Source organism: Pandoraea terrigena, from assembly GCF_902459705.1.
Classification (GTDB): domain Bacteria; phylum Pseudomonadota; class Gammaproteobacteria; order Burkholderiales; family Burkholderiaceae; genus Pandoraea; species Pandoraea terrigena.
Genome location: NZ_CABPRU010000003.1, coordinates 464,682 through 479,788 on the forward strand (window position 1 = coordinate 464,682; position 15,107 = coordinate 479,788).

At 63.3% G+C, this 15,107-nt stretch carries 14 protein-coding genes; 3 read left to right on the plus strand and 11 right to left on the minus strand.

Translation table 11 applies throughout. From position 1 onward, the window contains the following. Positions 1–88: 88 nt before the first annotated feature. Positions 89–1,030 carry a LysR substrate-binding domain-containing protein gene (locus PTE31013_RS09750; protein ID WP_150612596.1) on the plus strand — a complete coding sequence of 314 codons (942 nt, stop codon included), beginning with the start codon at positions 89–91 and terminating at the stop codon, positions 1,028–1,030. Between the two features lie 139 nt (positions 1,031–1,169). On the opposite strand, the gene PTE31013_RS25350 is transcribed toward PTE31013_RS09750, so the two are convergent. The 9 genes from PTE31013_RS25350 to PTE31013_RS09795 all read right to left on the minus strand — a co-directional run bounded on the left by PTE31013_RS25350 (position 1,170) and on the right by PTE31013_RS09795 (position 11,453). After that, positions 1,170–1,289, minus strand: a complete 120-nt coding sequence (locus PTE31013_RS25350; protein ID WP_425495554.1) for an aldo/keto reductase — start codon at positions 1,287–1,289, stop codon at positions 1,170–1,172. A 38-nt stretch (positions 1,290–1,327) separates the two neighbouring features. Beyond that, positions 1,328–2,035, minus strand: coding sequence for an isochorismatase family protein (locus tag PTE31013_RS09760; protein WP_150612597.1), 708 nt, complete (start codon positions 2,033–2,035; stop codon positions 1,328–1,330). 74 nt (positions 2,036–2,109) lie between these two features. After that, positions 2,110–3,444, minus strand: a complete 1,335-nt coding sequence (locus PTE31013_RS09765; protein ID WP_150612598.1) for an MFS transporter — start codon at positions 3,442–3,444, stop codon at positions 2,110–2,112. A gap of 30 nt (positions 3,445–3,474) precedes the next feature. Then, positions 3,475–4,491, minus strand: a complete 1,017-nt coding sequence (locus PTE31013_RS09770; RefSeq protein ID WP_150612599.1) for a hydroxymethylglutaryl-CoA lyase — start codon at positions 4,489–4,491, stop codon at positions 3,475–3,477. Next, on the minus strand, positions 4,488–5,297 hold the full coding sequence (locus PTE31013_RS09775; RefSeq protein ID WP_246174190.1) for an enoyl-CoA hydratase/isomerase family protein: 810 nt from the start codon (positions 5,295–5,297) through the stop codon (positions 4,488–4,490). Before PTE31013_RS09775 ends, PTE31013_RS09770 begins: the two co-directional genes overlap by 4 nt. A 54-nt stretch (positions 5,298–5,351) precedes the next feature. Beyond that, entirely contained in the window at positions 5,352–6,560 is a 1,209-nt protein-coding gene (locus PTE31013_RS09780) for a CaiB/BaiF CoA transferase family protein (protein WP_150612600.1), read from the minus strand. Next, a complete protein-coding gene (locus PTE31013_RS09785; RefSeq protein ID WP_150612601.1) occupies positions 6,557–7,768 on the minus strand; it encodes a CaiB/BaiF CoA transferase family protein in 1,212 nt (403 codons plus the stop codon). Before PTE31013_RS09785 ends, PTE31013_RS09780 begins: the two co-directional genes overlap by 4 nt. Positions 7,769–7,839: 71 nt before the next feature. Continuing rightward, on the minus strand, positions 7,840–9,771 hold the full coding sequence (locus PTE31013_RS09790) for an acetyl/propionyl/methylcrotonyl-CoA carboxylase subunit alpha (protein WP_150612602.1): 1,932 nt from the start codon (positions 9,769–9,771) through the stop codon (positions 7,840–7,842). Between the two features lie 56 nt (positions 9,772–9,827). Then, positions 9,828–11,453: an acyl-CoA carboxylase subunit beta gene (locus PTE31013_RS09795; RefSeq protein ID WP_150612603.1), complete on the minus strand. Its 1,626-nt coding sequence runs from the start codon at positions 11,451–11,453 to the stop codon at positions 9,828–9,830. A 193-nt stretch (positions 11,454–11,646) separates the two neighbouring features. Between PTE31013_RS09795 and PTE31013_RS09800 the strand changes: the two genes are divergently transcribed. After that, positions 11,647–12,423 (plus strand): IclR family transcriptional regulator, encoded by a 777-nt coding sequence (locus PTE31013_RS09800; RefSeq protein ID WP_150612604.1) that lies wholly within the window; start codon positions 11,647–11,649, stop codon positions 12,421–12,423. A 127-nt stretch (positions 12,424–12,550) separates the two neighbouring features. Here PTE31013_RS09800 and PTE31013_RS09805 read toward each other — a convergent pair whose 3' ends face one another. Together PTE31013_RS09805 and PTE31013_RS09810 are read right to left on the minus strand one after the other, a co-directional pair. Next, positions 12,551–13,363 (minus strand): IclR family transcriptional regulator, encoded by an 813-nt coding sequence (locus PTE31013_RS09805; RefSeq protein ID WP_150612605.1) that lies wholly within the window; start codon positions 13,361–13,363, stop codon positions 12,551–12,553. Between the two features lie 174 nt (positions 13,364–13,537). Beyond that, a complete protein-coding gene (locus PTE31013_RS09810; protein WP_150612606.1) occupies positions 13,538–14,104 on the minus strand; it encodes a VOC family protein in 567 nt (188 codons plus the stop codon). A 144-nt stretch (positions 14,105–14,248) separates the two neighbouring features. On the opposite strand from PTE31013_RS09810, the gene PTE31013_RS09815 reads away from it, so the two are divergent. Continuing rightward, the gene (locus PTE31013_RS09815) at positions 14,249–15,100 is read left to right on the plus strand and encodes a fumarylacetoacetate hydrolase family protein (protein ID WP_150612607.1); all 852 of its coding nucleotides are present in this window, start codon (positions 14,249–14,251) and stop codon (positions 15,098–15,100) included. The last annotated feature ends 7 nt before the right edge of the window (positions 15,101–15,107 follow it).

The window sequence follows — 15,107 nt, forward strand, 5'->3', positions numbered from 1 at the left end:
GTACTTGTATTTTTTTACATTATCTGCCATTCTGCAATGACATATCCGTCATATTAGATATGCATAAAATGCAATTCAGGAGATCATCATGGAGCTTCGACAACTTGAATCTTTCGTCCACGTTGCAGAGCTGGGAAGCTTTACCCGCGCGTCCAACTTCCTGTCGGTCGCGCAGCCGGTGCTCAGCCGCCAGGTGCGCGCATTGGAGGTGGAATTTCGTCAGGCGCTTCTGGAGCGCAATGGGCGCGGCGTGACGCTGACCGAGGCCGGCAAGCGTTTTCTGGTGCACGGCCGAAGCGTTCTTGCACAGATCGAACGCGCCCAGCTCGACATGGAGGAAGGACGAGGCGCCTCGACCGGACGCCTTGTCGTGGCGCTGCCGCCAAGCGTGAGTCATACGCTAACGGCCCCGCTGGTAAGGACCTTTCGCGACCGCTTCCCCAAGGCGACGCTATGCGTGCTTGAGGGGCTGTCCACCTACGTGCTGGAGTGGCTGACAATCGGGCGCGCCGATTGCGCCGTGGTTTATACGGTCCCCACGTCTTCGGGAGTTGAGCTGGCCCCGGTACTCAACGAGCAGCTCTGTCTGGTGTCTGGCCGCGGGACGGGTACATCGTCCGCCGACGCATCAGTCCGTGATGAAATCAGCCTGGCGGAAGTCGCCGAGCGAAATCTCGTGATGCCAAGCCGGCCGCACTCTATTCGCATGTTGGTTGAGGCGACGATGGCTCAGGCATCGCTCAAACCACGTATCGCGCTCGAAATCGAAAGCATCCCGGCGATCCTGAGGCTCGTCCACGACGAAGACGTACACGCGATACTGTCGCTCAAAGCGGTTCGCTCGAGTGGGCACGAGAATGACTTTCACGTGCGTCCGATCCGCCAGCCGACGCTGGAAACTACGCTATGGATAGCGACGTCGGCACAACGTCCGGCGGGACCGTTGCTTAATCAGACCGTGCCCTTATTGCAAAATCTATTGCGCGACCATTGGGCGATGGGCCAAGAAAGCGGGATGGCCAAGCACTAAACGTATGAAGAAGCCGAATTCGCACTCGTTTGCGTTGCGCGTGTGCTGGCACGGTTTCGGTGCTTCGCTTCGCTCTTGGGGCTGCGGGGCCTTGTCATATCCACGCGGTCAATCCAGATTCGCGATGAGCGAAGCCTTTCTACAAGCGCCCCAGTCTTTCTTCACTGGAATCTCGCGAATACATATTCGCGGCGTCCAAGACGTCTATACCTGCCTCGAGTGCGCGCTTGATGAGTGGACGGCTTGATTCTTCATGCAGAGACCAGACAGGACGGCCGCGGCCTGGCTCACCCTAAGTCATCGCGCCGACGTGCCCGCAGCATCCGCCGCGCCCACGTTGAGCAACGCCAGCAATTCGTCGGATGTGCGCACGTCCGCGAACCACAGCACCATGTTGCAAAGCGTCGCATTGTGTTCGCCGTCGGTGCGGGCCGCGTTCGCGTCGGCGACGAAGTGGACCTTGTAGTCGAGCATCATCGCGTCGCGTGCGGTCGATTCGCAGCAGACGTTCGTTACGGTGCCAGTCACGATCACGGTGTCGATGCCGCGCAAGACGAGGCGTTGATGCAGATCCGACGATCCCTGGATAAACGCACTGAACCGCGTCTTGTCGACGATCTCGTCCGCATCGCGAACGTCGAGCGACGAATACAGCGCGTGGCCAGCCTGTCCGTCGACCAGCGTCTCGCCGAGACTCGCGCCCCATCCCGCGCCAAATTCATCGAACCGCTGCCATGGTGCTTCGCCAGACAGCACCTGCGTGTGACGGACCCAGTACACATGACCGCCCGCCTGGCGCAGAGCACTCGCGAGGCGATTCACGTTCGGCACGATCTCGCGCGCCATCGCCAATTCGCCGGGAAAGCCCGGCGCGACGAAGCCGTTCTGCAGATCAATGACGAGCAGCGCGGTCTTCGACGCGTCGAGGGTCTCGTAGACGTGCCGCCGGCCGCGTCGGGCCACGGCCCGATCGACGACGGATTGAGGAATTTCAATGTGATGCATTGCTGGAACTCAGGAAACGTTGCAAATAAGTCGCTGCGCCGTGCCAGCCGGCCCGCGCCGGCACGGCCGCTGCACTAGTGCGCGGGAGCGTTGCCGCCGCGTACCCCGCGAAATGACAACAGGATCGCGACGGCAGCCACGAACAGCAGGCCGGCGATCGCGTCGAGTCCGTCGGAGACGCTACCCGTCAGGTGCTTCGACGCGTTGATGATCATCGGACTCGCAAACGAACCCAACTGGCCGATCGAGCTGACCAGTGCGACGCCGACCGCCGCAGTGCTCGTGCGGAAATGCTGGCTCGTCAGCGCCCAGAACACCGGATAGCCTGACAGATTGCCGACCAGCACGAGCGAGAGCGCCACCAGCAGCATCGGAAGATTATGCGCCATCAGTCCCGCGAAGACGAATCCCAGGCCAGTCAGCGCGAGCAACCCCGAGCAGAAGCGCCGCCGCTCTGCCAGATAGTCCGAGCCAATGCCGAACAGCAGCATGCCGATACCACCCGCCGCGTAAGGTATCGCAGTCAGCATGCCGATGAACACCGACGACGTGTCGTGGGACGCCTCGCGCAGAATCTGCGGCATCCAGATACCGATACCGATGACCGACGCGTTCAGCGCCGAGTAACCGAGGATCAGTATGTAGATGCGCCAGTCTGTCAACAACGTGCGCCACACCCCGTGCTCATGAGACGCCGCCGGCACGCTCGAGCGAGCAAGATCGCCTTCGATCTGTTCGATCTCCCGCGGCGAGAGCCAGCGATGTGCGTCGCGCGGCCGATCCGTGAGATATTTCAGCACGACTGCACCGAGCAGCACGGACGGAATCGCCTCCAGCAGGAACATCCACTGCCAGCCATGCCACCCGTTCGCGCCATCGAGCGTCTGCATGATGAGCCCAGAAACAGGGGCGCCGAAGAAGCCGGCGAAAGCGACCGGCAACATGAACAACGCAACGATCTTCGCGCGCCGCTGTGGTGGGAACCAGTACGTCAGATACAGCACGACGCCAGGAAAGAAGCCCGCTTCCGCCGAGCCCAACAGAAAGCGCAATACGTAGAACTGTCCGGGGGTGCGTACGAACATCGTCGCAGCCGAAATCAGCCCCCACAGGACCATGATCCGCGCGAGCGTCCTGCGCGTGCCGACACGTTCGAGATACATGTTACTGGGCACTTCGAACAGCAAATAGCCGACGAAAAACACGCTGGCGCCAAAGCTGAACGCGGTGCTGGAAAACGCGAGGTCGGTGCGGATCGCCGCCTGCGCGAAACCGATGTTGATACGGTCGAGATAGGCCGCGATGTAGCACAGGAACAGTAGCGGAATGATCCGCCACGCCACCTTGCGATAGATCGCGTCCGCGCTGCTGGCCGGCGCCTGCCCGACCAAGTGTGTGTCTGCCTGCATGGTTGTCTCCGTTTTTGTAGTGTTACCGCGTTATCCGCGGATTCCGCTGGGGTTCGGGTCCAGCGAGCCCGGCACGCCCAGTGATTGCGTGTGCGCGCCGAGCAGCGGATTCAATCCCGAGCGTGTGACGCGGCCGTTGAGCGCTCTGCCCAGCGCGGCTTCGCAACGCGCAGACAGGTTGAGCAGTTGTGCGAGATCAATCCCCGTCGCAACCCCCATCGTCTCGAACAGATTGACGAGGTCTTCGGTGCACACGTTGCCCGTATAGCCGCCGCCGTAGCGAACCTTCGCGGGATGTCCTCCAACACCCCCGAACGACGCGTCGAAGTAACGCACACCGGCCTCGTACGCAGCAACGCAATTGGCCATCGCGGTGCCACGCGTGTCGTGAAAGTGAGCGATCAGCTTCACCTCGGGAAAGTGTCGCGCGATGCGTGCGCTCAGCGACGCGACACTCGCGGGCGTCGCCATGCCGGTGGTATCGCCAAGCGTGACCCAGTTGACGCCCCGCACGAGGAACGACTCGATCGCATGGATGACCGTGGCCTCCTCCACGCGCCCCTCGAACGGGCAGCCAAACGCGACCGAGATGGTGCCGATAATGCGGAACGCCGGGCCGGCCCGCGCAACCATCGCGGCGATGTTCTGCCACTGCTCGGCGCAGCTGCGTTTCAGGTTCTTCAAGGAATGCGATTCCGAAGCCGAAACGAGCACGCTGATTTCATTCGCGCCAAAGCCGGCGTCGTAATCGACCAGCGCCCGCTCGACCGCGCGCACATTCGCGCAGGTCGCCTTGTAGAACACGCCGGGCCGGCGCGGCAACTGACGCAGCACCTCGCTCGCGTCCGCGAACTGCGGCACGACCGCCGGGTTCGAATACGAGGTCGCCTCTACACGCATGAAGCCCGCGCCGGCAAATGCGTCGAGCAATGCTGCCTTGTGGGCAGCCGGCAGGATCGCCGTCTCGTGTTGCAGCCCATCGCGCCCGAAGCATTCGCAGATCACCACGTCGGGCTGCGTGGGCGCGTGGCGTCCGATTGAGTTCATGCGGTCTCCTCTGCCGTTTGCGCCGCGCTGGACGCAGCTCGTCCACGCGAAAAACCGCGCATCAGGATATTGGTATCACGCCCGGCGAGCAGTCCCTGCGCCAGCGACAGTTCGCTCACGCGATACAACAGGCGCTTGGTTGCCGCCATCGCTTCGGGACGATGCGCGGCGAGCGCCTCGGCCAGTTGCAGCGCGTTGGGCAATACCTCTGCGGCCGGCACGCTGGCCGTGGCAATGCCAAGACCGAGCGCGTTGGCGCCGTCGAGTGTCTGGCCGGTCGCGACGAGCCGGAATGCGACTTTCTGCCCGACCTGGTGCACCAGATTGGCCATGACGATCGCCGCGACAATACCGTGCCTGAGTTCCGGATAGCCGAAGCGCATATCGTCGGCGGCCACCATCAGGTCGCAGGCCAACGCTAGGCCCGCGCCACCGCCGAGGGCAAAGCCTCGTACCGCCGACACGATTGGCTTGCTCACCTGTGTGAACTCACGGTGCAACGCGCAGGTCAACTCCGCACGTTCGTGCGCGAAAGCGGTTTCGTCGCCCGACAGCGCCGCGAATTCGCCGGTATCCGCTCCCGCGCAGAACGACCGGCCCGCCCCCGTCAGCACGATCGCGCGACAATCGCTGTCGTGCTGCGCCGCGTTGAGCGCGGCGAGCAGCGCGCGCGTCAGAGTGTGATTCAACGCGTTGTGCCGCGCCGGACGATTCATCGTCAACACGCGCACGGACCCATGATTCTCGACGAGCAATTCGTCCATGTCGCCTACCGCGTCAGAAGGGTTTTGCTGCTTTCTCTCCATGCTTCACTCCATTGCTTTCAGATCTTTCCTCGCCAACCTTGCTCGATGGTGACGTCATGTCCCGCCGCGGTGGGTCTGCGTATCGATAACGACACCCGTCCTCAGCAGCGCGTCGACTTCGATATCCGACAATCCGAAGTCGACCAGCACGTTCCGGCTGTGCTCGCCCTGCCTGGGCACCGGCCCGATCTCGCCCCCGCCAGCCAGTCCCGGTACGCCCGCGAGCGGCAATCCGGGCATGCCGCGAAGCGCCAGGTTGCGGAACACACCGGCGTGCTGCACCTGCGGATCGGAGACGAAATCGCCGTAGTCGTTCACGCCGGCACACAGCACGTCATGCGCGTGCAGGCGTTCGAGCCAATCGGCGCTGTCGCGCTCGCGCAGCACATCTGCGATCGCCACGTTGATCTCTTCACGCCGCGCGAGCCGCTTCGCATTGGTGGACCACGCATCACACGATCCCCATTCGGGATGCCCGAGCGCATGCGCGAGCCGGACGAACATCTCGTTGCGCAGTGCGACCACGTTGATGAAGCCGTCGCGCGTGCGGAACGTGCCCGAGGGCACCGTCGCCGGCAGCCTCTCGCGCCCCGCACTCATGAAGTGATCGAGAATCGGGATCGTCTGCAGCGCCGCCGTCACTTCGAGCAACGACAGTTCGACGTGCTCGCCCTGGCCTGTCACGCCACGACCGATCAGCGCCGCGCCCACGCTTTGCGCGGCATACACGCCGCACACCGCGTCGACGATCATCATGCCGACTCGGCGCGGCACGTCCTCGCCGTCGCGGTTCATCACCATCATTCCACCGAGCGCCTGCAGCACCGAATCCGAGCCCGCCTTGTCGCGGTACGGGCCACTGGGTCCAAAGCCCGTAATCGACAGATGAATCAACGCGGCATTGAGCATCGATGTAGTTCGATAGCCGAGCCCGAGTGTGTCCATCACACCAGGGCGGAAGCTGTCGATCAGCACGTCGGTCTGCTCGACCATGCGATGCAGCACCGCGCGTCCTTCGACTCGCGTCGCGTCGATACAAAGCGCGCGCTTGCCGGCATTCGCACCGATGCTGATGGCGGTCAGACCGTTTGCACCGTCGCCCATCAGGCGACCCCAGTCGCCGGCCGGCGGCTCAACCTTGACGACGTCCGCGCCTTGTCGCGCGAGCAATGCACCACACGACGGACCGGCGATGCCCTGGCTCAGGTCGAGCACGCGCATCCCTTCATACGGCAGCCGGGCTTGCTTCGTCGCGCCGCTCATGGCGCAACCTCCTCGCGTGCGAGCCGCAGCACGCCGTCGCTGGCCAGCGCATCGATACGTTCGTCGGCATAGCCAAGCTCCTGCAACACCTCACGCGTGTGCTCGGCAAAACGCGGCGGGCGCCGTCGGACCTGAGCCGGCGTGCGCGAAAGCTTCACCGGAACCCCAACGCCTTCGTAATCGTCAACAGCGACACGCATGTGCCGATGCGTCGTATGCGCATCGGCGAGCGCCGCACTCACGTCGCGCACCGCGCCTGCGGGAACACCCGCGCGTGTGAGACTGCGACAGAGTGCTTCACCGTCGACGCTGCGCATACGCTCGGCGATCAATCGGCGCAGCGAGTCGCGATGTTTCATCCGAGCCCCGTTCGAGCAGAAGCGCGGATCGTCCGCCCATTCAGGACGCCCGACGTCTTGCGCAAAAATCGCGAACTGACGGTCGTTGCCGACGCCAAGGAACACCTCGACCGTCGCGGTCTCGAACTTGTCGTACGGCACGATGTTCGGATGTCCGTTACCGAGCAACGGTGGTACACGGCCCGACATGAACCAGTTCGCGGCAGGCGGGTGCAGTAGCGACAGCGCGACGTCATACAGGGCAATATCGACAAACTGACCGCGGCCGGAGCGCTCGCGCTCCAGCAGTGCGAGCAAAATGCCGTTGACACTGGCCTGCCCCGACGCGAGGTCGACAATCGGCACGCCGATGCGAGTCGCGCCGCTCGCCGGGTCGCCATTGATGCTCATAAGTCCGGACATCGCTTGAATGACCGCGTCGTAACCGGGCAAGCCGCCGAGCGGGCCATCGGCGCCGAAGCCGCTGATGCGGCAATGCACGAGGCGGGGAAAGCGGCCGGCGAGCGTGTCCTGATACCCCAGTCCCCAGCGCTCCAGCGTGCCCACCTTGAAGTTCTCGACAAGCACGTCCGCCTGTTCGAGCAGATCGAGCAGCACCTCGCGCGCGTCGGGTTGGTTCAGATCAAGCACGATCCCGCGCTTATTGCGATTGACACCCATGTAGTACGATGCCGCGCCGTCGCGAAACGGCGGCCCCCAAAGCCGAGTATCGTCGCCGGCGGGCGACTCGACCTTGACGACCTCTGCACCGTGATCGGCCAGCGTCTGCGCGCAGGCCGGGCCGGCCAGCACGCGCGATAGATCGACGACCTTGATGCCGGCAAGGGCACCGGTTCCCGTTTTCGACATGTCAGGCATTCCTGATTGCGTTTGTATCTTATGAAGGTAGTTGGCGTGTTGCATGGGCACTGACCGGACGATCAAGCGGCCGGCTCGAATTCGAGCAGCACCTTGCCTGTCGTCACCGACTGCCCGACTTCGATCAGCACACTGCGCACGATGGCTGCTGCCGGCGCGATCACCGTGTGTTCCATTTTCATCGCCTCGATGGTGAGCAGCGCATCGCCCTCTGCGACACGCTGGCCCGAGCTTGCGTACAGCGCCACGACCCGGCCATTGGATGGCGCGCGCAAACGGCCGTCGCGCTCGCCATCGCTGGCCGTCGCCCCCACATACGTGCGATCCACGAACGACCACGCATGGCCGTCGATCTGCACGTGGACCTGATCGGCGCACAGCACCCAGAACGCCTCCCGATCGACGCCGCCGAACGAGAAGCGCACACGCGGGCGCTCGATCTCGCAAACGTCGAAGGTGATCGAATGTGCGTCGGACTCGATGCGCAACCCGCGTTGGCCGCAGGGCGCGACATCCAGGCGGTACACGACGCCGGTGTCGTCGGCGAGATGGATGGCCGAACCGCGCCAGCCGCTCGCGCGCGTGCCCGGCGAGAGCACGGCGCCGACCACCGCGAGCGCGAGCCATGGGCTTTCGTCTTGCGGCACGAGCACGTCGTCCTTGTGCTCGACCAGAAAGCCGGTGTTCACGCCCCCCGCGACGAATGCCGCATGCTCGAGGCAACGGATCAGCGCCTGCCGGTTCGTGCGAATGCCGAGCACGACCGTGTCGCGCAGCGCCTTGACCAGCGAGCGCCGGGCGTCTTCGCGCGTCTTGCCCGAACCGATCAGCTTTGCGAACATTGAGTCGTAATACGGCGAGACGACAAAGCCGCTGCGCACCGCGTGTTCCACGCGAATGCCGTCAGGCGCAGCCCACAGTTCGATCGAACCGCTTTGCGGTAGGAAGGCGTTTCGCTCGTCCTCTGCGCACAGCCGCACTTCGATCGCATGACCGGCAAGGCGCACGTCTTGCTGACTAAAATCGAGTGCCTCGCCCATCGCGACGCGCAGTTGCCACTCGACGAGGTCGATGCCGGCGATGCATTCGGTGACCGGATGCTCGACCTGCAAGCGCGTATTCATCTCCATGAAATAGAACTCGCCCGACGCATCGAGCAGAAACTCGAAGGTGCCGACACCTTCGTAGCCAAGCGTGATCGCTGCCGCGACGGCCGCGCGCCCCATCTGCTCGCGCGTTTCAACCGACAGGCCGGGCGCGGGAGCTTCCTCGATCAGCTTCTGGTGACGACGCTGCACCGAGCAGTCGCGCTCGCCGAAATGCACGCCGTTACCATAACGATCGACGAGCACCTGAATTTCGATGTGGCGCGGCTCGCGCACCACCCGTTCGACGATCATGCGTTCGCTGCCGAACGCCGCAAGCGCTTCGGAGCGCGCCGACTCGAGCGCGCGCTGGAATGCGCTCGCGTCCTCGACGACGCGCATGCCGCGCCCGCCCCCGCCCGCTGTCGCCTTGACGATCACCGGATAGCCGATACGCGCGGCCGCCTCGGCCAGCATGCCGGCATCCTGTTCCTCCCCGTCGTAGCCCGGAATGCACGGCAGCCCGGCGTTGCGCATGAAAACCTTCGCCTCGGCCTTGTCACCCATCACGCGAATCGCATGCGCTGACGGGCCGACGAACGTCAGACCGGCGTCGGCACAGGCCTGCGCGAAACCGGCGTTCTCCGACAGGAAGCCGTAGCCCGGATGAATGGCATCGGCGCCCGCAACATGCGCCGCCTGCACGATCGCCTCGATGTTCAGGTAAGAAGCTGCGGCCGACGGCGCGCCGATGCACACCGCGCGTGTCGCCATGCGCACATGTGGCGCGTCGGCATCGGTGTCGGAGTAAACCGCGACGGTCTCGATACCCATTGCGTGGGCGCTGCGTATGACACGCGCGGCGATTTCACCGCGGTTGGCTATCAATAGCCGTTTGATGCTGCTCATGGATTCCGGTCTCTGGATAAATTGGGTAGCCTGGCGGCTCGGCGCGCCGACGGCCCTCATGGACGCGCGACGCCGAACTGCATCGGCACCAGTTGCCGGTGAGCCGCCGCATCGCAGAGTTCCAGTACCTGGGCCAGCACGCGGCGCGTATCGCGCGGATCGATGACGCCATCGTCGAGCACGTGCGCGCTCGTCGCGAACACGTCCATCTGGCCTTCGAAGTTCTCGATGACCTTGCGGGAAATTGCCGAAAGCTTTTCTTCGTCCACTTCGCCGGTCTTGCGAAGCATCGCCGCGCGGCTCACGCTGACCATCGTCTGCGCGGCCTGCTCGGCCCCCATCACCGCCGTCTTGGCGTTCGGCCATGAAAAGCTGAAGCGCGGATGAAAGCCCTTGCCGCACATCGCGTAGTGCCCGGCGCCGAAGGACGCGCCACAAAAAATCGTGATCTGTGGAACGCTTGCGCTGCTGATCGCCTGGATCATCTTCGAACCGTGCTTGATGCTGCCCGCCTCCTCGAACGCGCGGCCGACCATGAAACCGGTGGTGTTGTTCAGATAGAGCAAAGGCGTACGCGACTGACAGCACGCCTGAATAAAGTGTGTCGCCTTGGATGCGCCCGCTGGCTCGATCGGTCCATTATTGGTAATGATGCCGACGGGCCGGCCTTGCACCGACGCATGACCGCACACGGTGGCCGAGCCGTAGCGCGCGCCAAACTCGCGGAAGTCAGAGTCGTCGACGATCCTCGCGATCACTTCGCGCATGTCGACCGGGCGGCGATGGTCGTCTGGCATCACCCCAAGCAATTCCTCTGCGCTGTAGCGCGGCTCGCGGAAATCCATACGCTGCGGCAACGGCGCGCGCGACGGCCAGTTCAAGGAACTGACGATTTCGCGCGCGAGGCGCAACGCGTCGCGATCGTCTTCGGCCAGGTAGTCGCCGAGCCCCGACACCGACGTATGCATTTCCGCGCCGCCGAGTTCTTCTTCGGTCGCGACCTCGCCAGTCGCCGCCTTGAGCAGCGCCGGCCCGGCGAGGAAAGCGCGCGAGCGTCCACGCACTAGCACGATGTAGTCCGACAGCCCGGTCTGATACGCGCCGCCCGCCGTGGACGGGCCGTGCGTCACCGTCACAACCGGGATGCCGGCTGCGGACAAGCGCGCGAGATTGCGAAACTTCTGTCCGCCGTTGACGAAATTCTCGACGCGATAGGCAAGCAGATTGGCACCCGCGCTTTCCACCAACTGCACGAACGGCAACCGGTTCTCCAGTGCGATCTCCTGGATGCGCAGCAGCTTCTCGAGACCCTTGGGCTGGAACGCCCCGGCATCGATGCCCGAATCGGTGACGCTTAGCATGCAGACGGTGCCCGCGACCGAGCCGATACCCGCGATCAGGCCGCCCCCCGCGATTTCCCGACCGTCCGCACGCGCGGCGCCTAGACCGTAGCCGGCAATCGAACACAGCTCGAGAAACGGCGCGCCCCTGTCCAGCAGCAAACTCAAGCGCTCGGCGGGCAAGAGCTGTCCGCGTTTGCGGAAACGCGGGGCGGCGGCGGTCGATACTTCGCGCGTTGCCGCTTCGATTGACCGAAGCCGCTCCAGCCGGTCGATCATTGCCCGCCGATGACGGGCAAAGGACTCGCTGGATGGCACCAGAGTTGACTCAAACACTGACATGGGACCGCCTACGGTGACTATGATTCATATACATTTGCATCTGATGCAAACATGCGATATTCTTCTGTTTCGCTAAATTCTACGTATACGCGAACTATTTCCAAGATAAATTTGCAAATTAGCGGGTTAACACTGGTGTCAATAGATATCTATTTTAATTTTATTTGCATCTAATGAAATTAATGGAGAGCCCTTGAAAGCGAACTCACCCAATCCGATCGGAGCGATCGAAAAGGCCTGTCGAGTACTGAAGGCGATGAGCGATGGCCGCAATGTCCGACTCGTGGACATCGCGGATTACTGCGGCCTGGATCGCTCGACCACGATGCGCGTGCTCGACATCCTGATTCGGGAAGGCATGGTGTCGCGCGACGCCGATTCCCGGCACTACCGACTCGGTGCCGAGATCGTCAGAATTGCCAACGGCGTGGAGGAAGAGATCGACTGGCGCGCGATAGCGCGCCCGAGTCTGCTCCGGTTGAGCGGCGAATTCGCGGACACGTCGCTGATGTCGGTGTTGAGCGGACTGGAGATGGTGTGCGTAGACCTGCAGATCGGTGAGTATCCGGTGCGCGCGAATTTTCAGGCGCTCGGCAGCCGCCGTACGCTAGGCGTAGGGTCGAGCGGGCTCGCGGTGCTCGCCGCTATGCGCGACGCCGAGCGCGAAGCCGTGCTCGCGCAGATTGCGCCGCGTGTCACGCACTATCCGACGCTGACGGATACGTTTTTGCGCGGGGCGATCGCGCGCGTGCAGGACAAAGGCTACGCGGTGTTGATTGATGCCGTTGTGCATCGTATGGGAGGGATCGCGGCGGCGATCCGCTCACCGGGTGGCGAGGTGATTGCCGCAGTGGCGATCTCCGCGCTGTCGGAGCGGATTCTGGAGAGGGAGCCCGAGCTTGCGGCGGCCGTGAAAAAGGAGGCCGCGGCCATCGAGGTCGCACTCGCAGACGCAAGGACACGCTTGTGAAGCGCCGCTCGGCGCAAGGCACTCCCCGCCCCAAAGTGCGAGAGCATGACGGCGCGAGCACGTCGCAACGCGAACACCTGAAGGCGCTGACGCACGACGCCAACGAACCATGACCCGCGCCAGTCGATTATGCGGCGCTTGTTGGGCGCGCCCCACCGGGCGGAGAAGCAACGGCGTCGGTCTGGCGGCTCTCGATGACCGCCCGCGTACGCTGTGAAATCCGAGCCGCCGCCTCCTTGATCGATTCGACGAGCCGGTCGAGATTGGCGAACTGCAGACGCGGCGTCGGCACGATCACCGCGAGCGCGCCGACCGCTTCGCCCGAGTCGTCCGTAAACAGCGGCGACGCCAGCGCCGAAACCCCGACTTCAAGTTCGTCTCTCGAAAGATAAAAACCTGCGCGCCGAATCCTGAGCAATGCCCCACGAAATTCTTCAAGTGTCGTGCCCAGTCCGCTGTGCGCGATGTCCTCGGCGTATTGATCGAACAACACCGCCAGCTTGGCCTTGGGAAAGGTCGACAGGATGGCCTTTGACGCGGCACCGAGGAAAAGCGGGCGTGGGCGCCCTCGGCCGTATCTGAGATCAAGCGATGCGTCGTGCGTCTCCCGATGAGTGTCGACAAGTTCGTTCCCGTACCACCGAGACATCACGATGTCGAAGCCTGAATGCTCGCTCAGTTCCCGCATGATCGGTTGACCTGCCGCCAGCAGTGGATCAGACACGCGCAAGTGGTAGTCGAGCTTGATGATGCGAGGGCCAAGCCCGTAGTCCCCTCCCGCAAAACGCACGAGCAAGCCCGCATCCACAAGCTCTCGCACATAGCGGTAAGCCGTCGGAATCGAGCAACCGAGTTCCGCGCCAACGTCTTCGGCGGACAGGAACGGCTTGGCCTCGGAAAACAGATCGAGGATGGATAGGACTTTGGTGATGCTCGACATCTGAACAATGGACCCTATGAACGTGAGTGAATTATAGCCAGAGCCCGCAGCCGATCGGTCAGGGCCGTGCGTATCGGCAAAGCGCACGCGGGGCCGGCGACTTCGCGCAGCGTCAACTGACCCCCAACCCCAACGCAAGCAGCAACGCCTGTCGTCGTGCGTCGCGTCACCCGATCACACAAGCCCCATGCGCTCAGCCATCTCCGCTTGCCATACGCTTCGCGGACGGAAACCCGGCAGGGTTCTGGCGTGGCGCTCGACATCCGCCATCAGCTCGGCGTCTGGCAGGTCGAAGTCGACCGGCACCCGCATCGGCTGGTCAACGTACCACGGCGTGTCGATGAACAGTTCCAGCCGATTGCCTTCCGGGTCTCGCGCATAGATCGAAACCGCATTTCCATGGGTCACGGGGCGGATTTCATCGAGCCCTTCCGCCACGAACTTTTGGTGGAACTGCCGGAGCGTGGCAAGACTGTCCGCTTCCAGCGAAATCTGGTTGATCGGATTGAACGCCAGTTGCACCGGACGGCCGCTCGCCAGGACGATCTGATGATGTACCGCCGGATCACGGCTCAAGAACACCAACTGCACGTCTCCATGCTGCGCCCGCAGCTTGCCACGATCCGTCACCGTGAACTCCAGCACCCGGGAATAGAAATCTTCGACCCGCGCCATATCGCTCACGTAAAAACCCATATGGCTCAACGAGAGCCCCCGCCGCTTCTGCTTCAACCCTTCCATGCTCGTCTCCGATAGTGATAAACCCTAACGAAAAACACGTTGTGCTCATCGTTAAATGTAGTTTATTCTCAAATTACGATAAATACATCATTTTTGTTAGCACCATACGGATCGAATAGACCGTTCTTTATCATCGGAGCATCAATGAAACTCGTCAGCTTCTCCACCTCGCACGGCCCCTCGTTCGGCGTTGTTCGCGACAACACAATCTTCGACCTGGGCAAGCGCCTTGATGGGCGCTTCGCGGACCTTAAAGCGCTGATTGCCGCCGACGCCTTCGCGGAAGCGGCCCAGGCAATCGAAGGCGCACAGGGCGACCACGTGCTCTCGGACGTGACGTTGCTGCCGGTCATTCCCAATCCCGAGCAGATCTTCTGCGTGGGTCTGAATTACGCCGAGCACGTCAAGGAAACCCAGCGCGAAGTGACCGAGCAGCCCACGATCTTCATGCGGCTGCCCGCCTCCCAGGTTGGCCATGGTCAACCGATGCTGCGCCCGCCCGAAACACAGCAGTTCGACTACGAGGGCGAGATCGCCGTCATCATCGGCCGCGGCGGACGGCGTATCTCCGAAGCCGACGCGTGGCATCACGTTGCGGGTTATGCCTGCTACAACGACGGCTCCGTGCGCGACTGGCAGCGCCATACGACGCAATGGGGGCCGGGCAAGAACTTCTACCGCACCGGCGCGTTCGGGCCGTGGATGGTCACACGTGACGAGATCGCGCCGAATTCGCTGATGACGCTCGTCACCCGCCTGAACGGGCAGGAAGTGCAGCGCGCAACCACGGACATGCTCATCCACGGCATCGCCAAGCAAATTGCTTATCTCTCGACGTTCACGCCGCTCTTCGCGGGCGACGTGATCGTGACCGGCACGCCGGGCGGCGTCGGTGCGAAACGCCATCCGCCGCTGTTCATGAAACCGGGCGATGTGGTCGAGGTGGAAGTGGATCGCATTGGGCGGCTGTCCAATCCGATTGCCGACGAGGCGTAAAGCGCGT

Excerpts from the sequence above, each read along its gene's own strand:
- PTE31013_RS09785 (WP_150612601.1), bottom strand. The coding sequence starts at position 7,768 with ATGTCGAAAACGGGAACCGGTGCCCTTGCCGGCATCAAGGTCGTCGAT.
- PTE31013_RS09750 (WP_150612596.1), top strand. The coding sequence starts at position 89 with ATGGAGCTTCGACAACTTGAATCTTTCGTCCACGTTGCAGAGCTGGGA.
- PTE31013_RS09760 (WP_150612597.1), bottom strand. The coding sequence starts at position 2,035 with ATGCATCACATTGAAATTCCTCAATCCGTCGTCGATCGGGCCGTGGCC.
- PTE31013_RS09815 (WP_150612607.1), top strand. The coding sequence starts at position 14,249 with ATGAAACTCGTCAGCTTCTCCACCTCGCACGGCCCCTCGTTCGGCGTT.
- PTE31013_RS09765 (WP_150612598.1), bottom strand. The coding sequence starts at position 3,444 with ATGCAGGCAGACACACACTTGGTCGGGCAGGCGCCGGCCAGCAGCGCG.
- PTE31013_RS09795 (WP_150612603.1), bottom strand. The coding sequence starts at position 11,453 with ATGTCAGTGTTTGAGTCAACTCTGGTGCCATCCAGCGAGTCCTTTGCC.
- PTE31013_RS09790 (WP_150612602.1), bottom strand. The coding sequence starts at position 9,771 with ATGAGCAGCATCAAACGGCTATTGATAGCCAACCGCGGTGAAATCGCC.
- PTE31013_RS09770 (WP_150612599.1), bottom strand. The coding sequence starts at position 4,491 with ATGAACTCAATCGGACGCCACGCGCCCACGCAGCCCGACGTGGTGATC.
- PTE31013_RS09805 (WP_150612605.1), bottom strand. The coding sequence starts at position 13,363 with ATGTCGAGCATCACCAAAGTCCTATCCATCCTCGATCTGTTTTCCGAG.
- PTE31013_RS09810 (WP_150612606.1), bottom strand. The coding sequence starts at position 14,104 with ATGGAAGGGTTGAAGCAGAAGCGGCGGGGGCTCTCGTTGAGCCATATG.
- PTE31013_RS09780 (WP_150612600.1), bottom strand. The coding sequence starts at position 6,560 with ATGAGCGGCGCGACGAAGCAAGCCCGGCTGCCGTATGAAGGGATGCGC.
- PTE31013_RS09775 (WP_246174190.1), bottom strand. The coding sequence starts at position 5,297 with ATGGAGAGAAAGCAGCAAAACCCTTCTGACGCGGTAGGCGACATGGAC.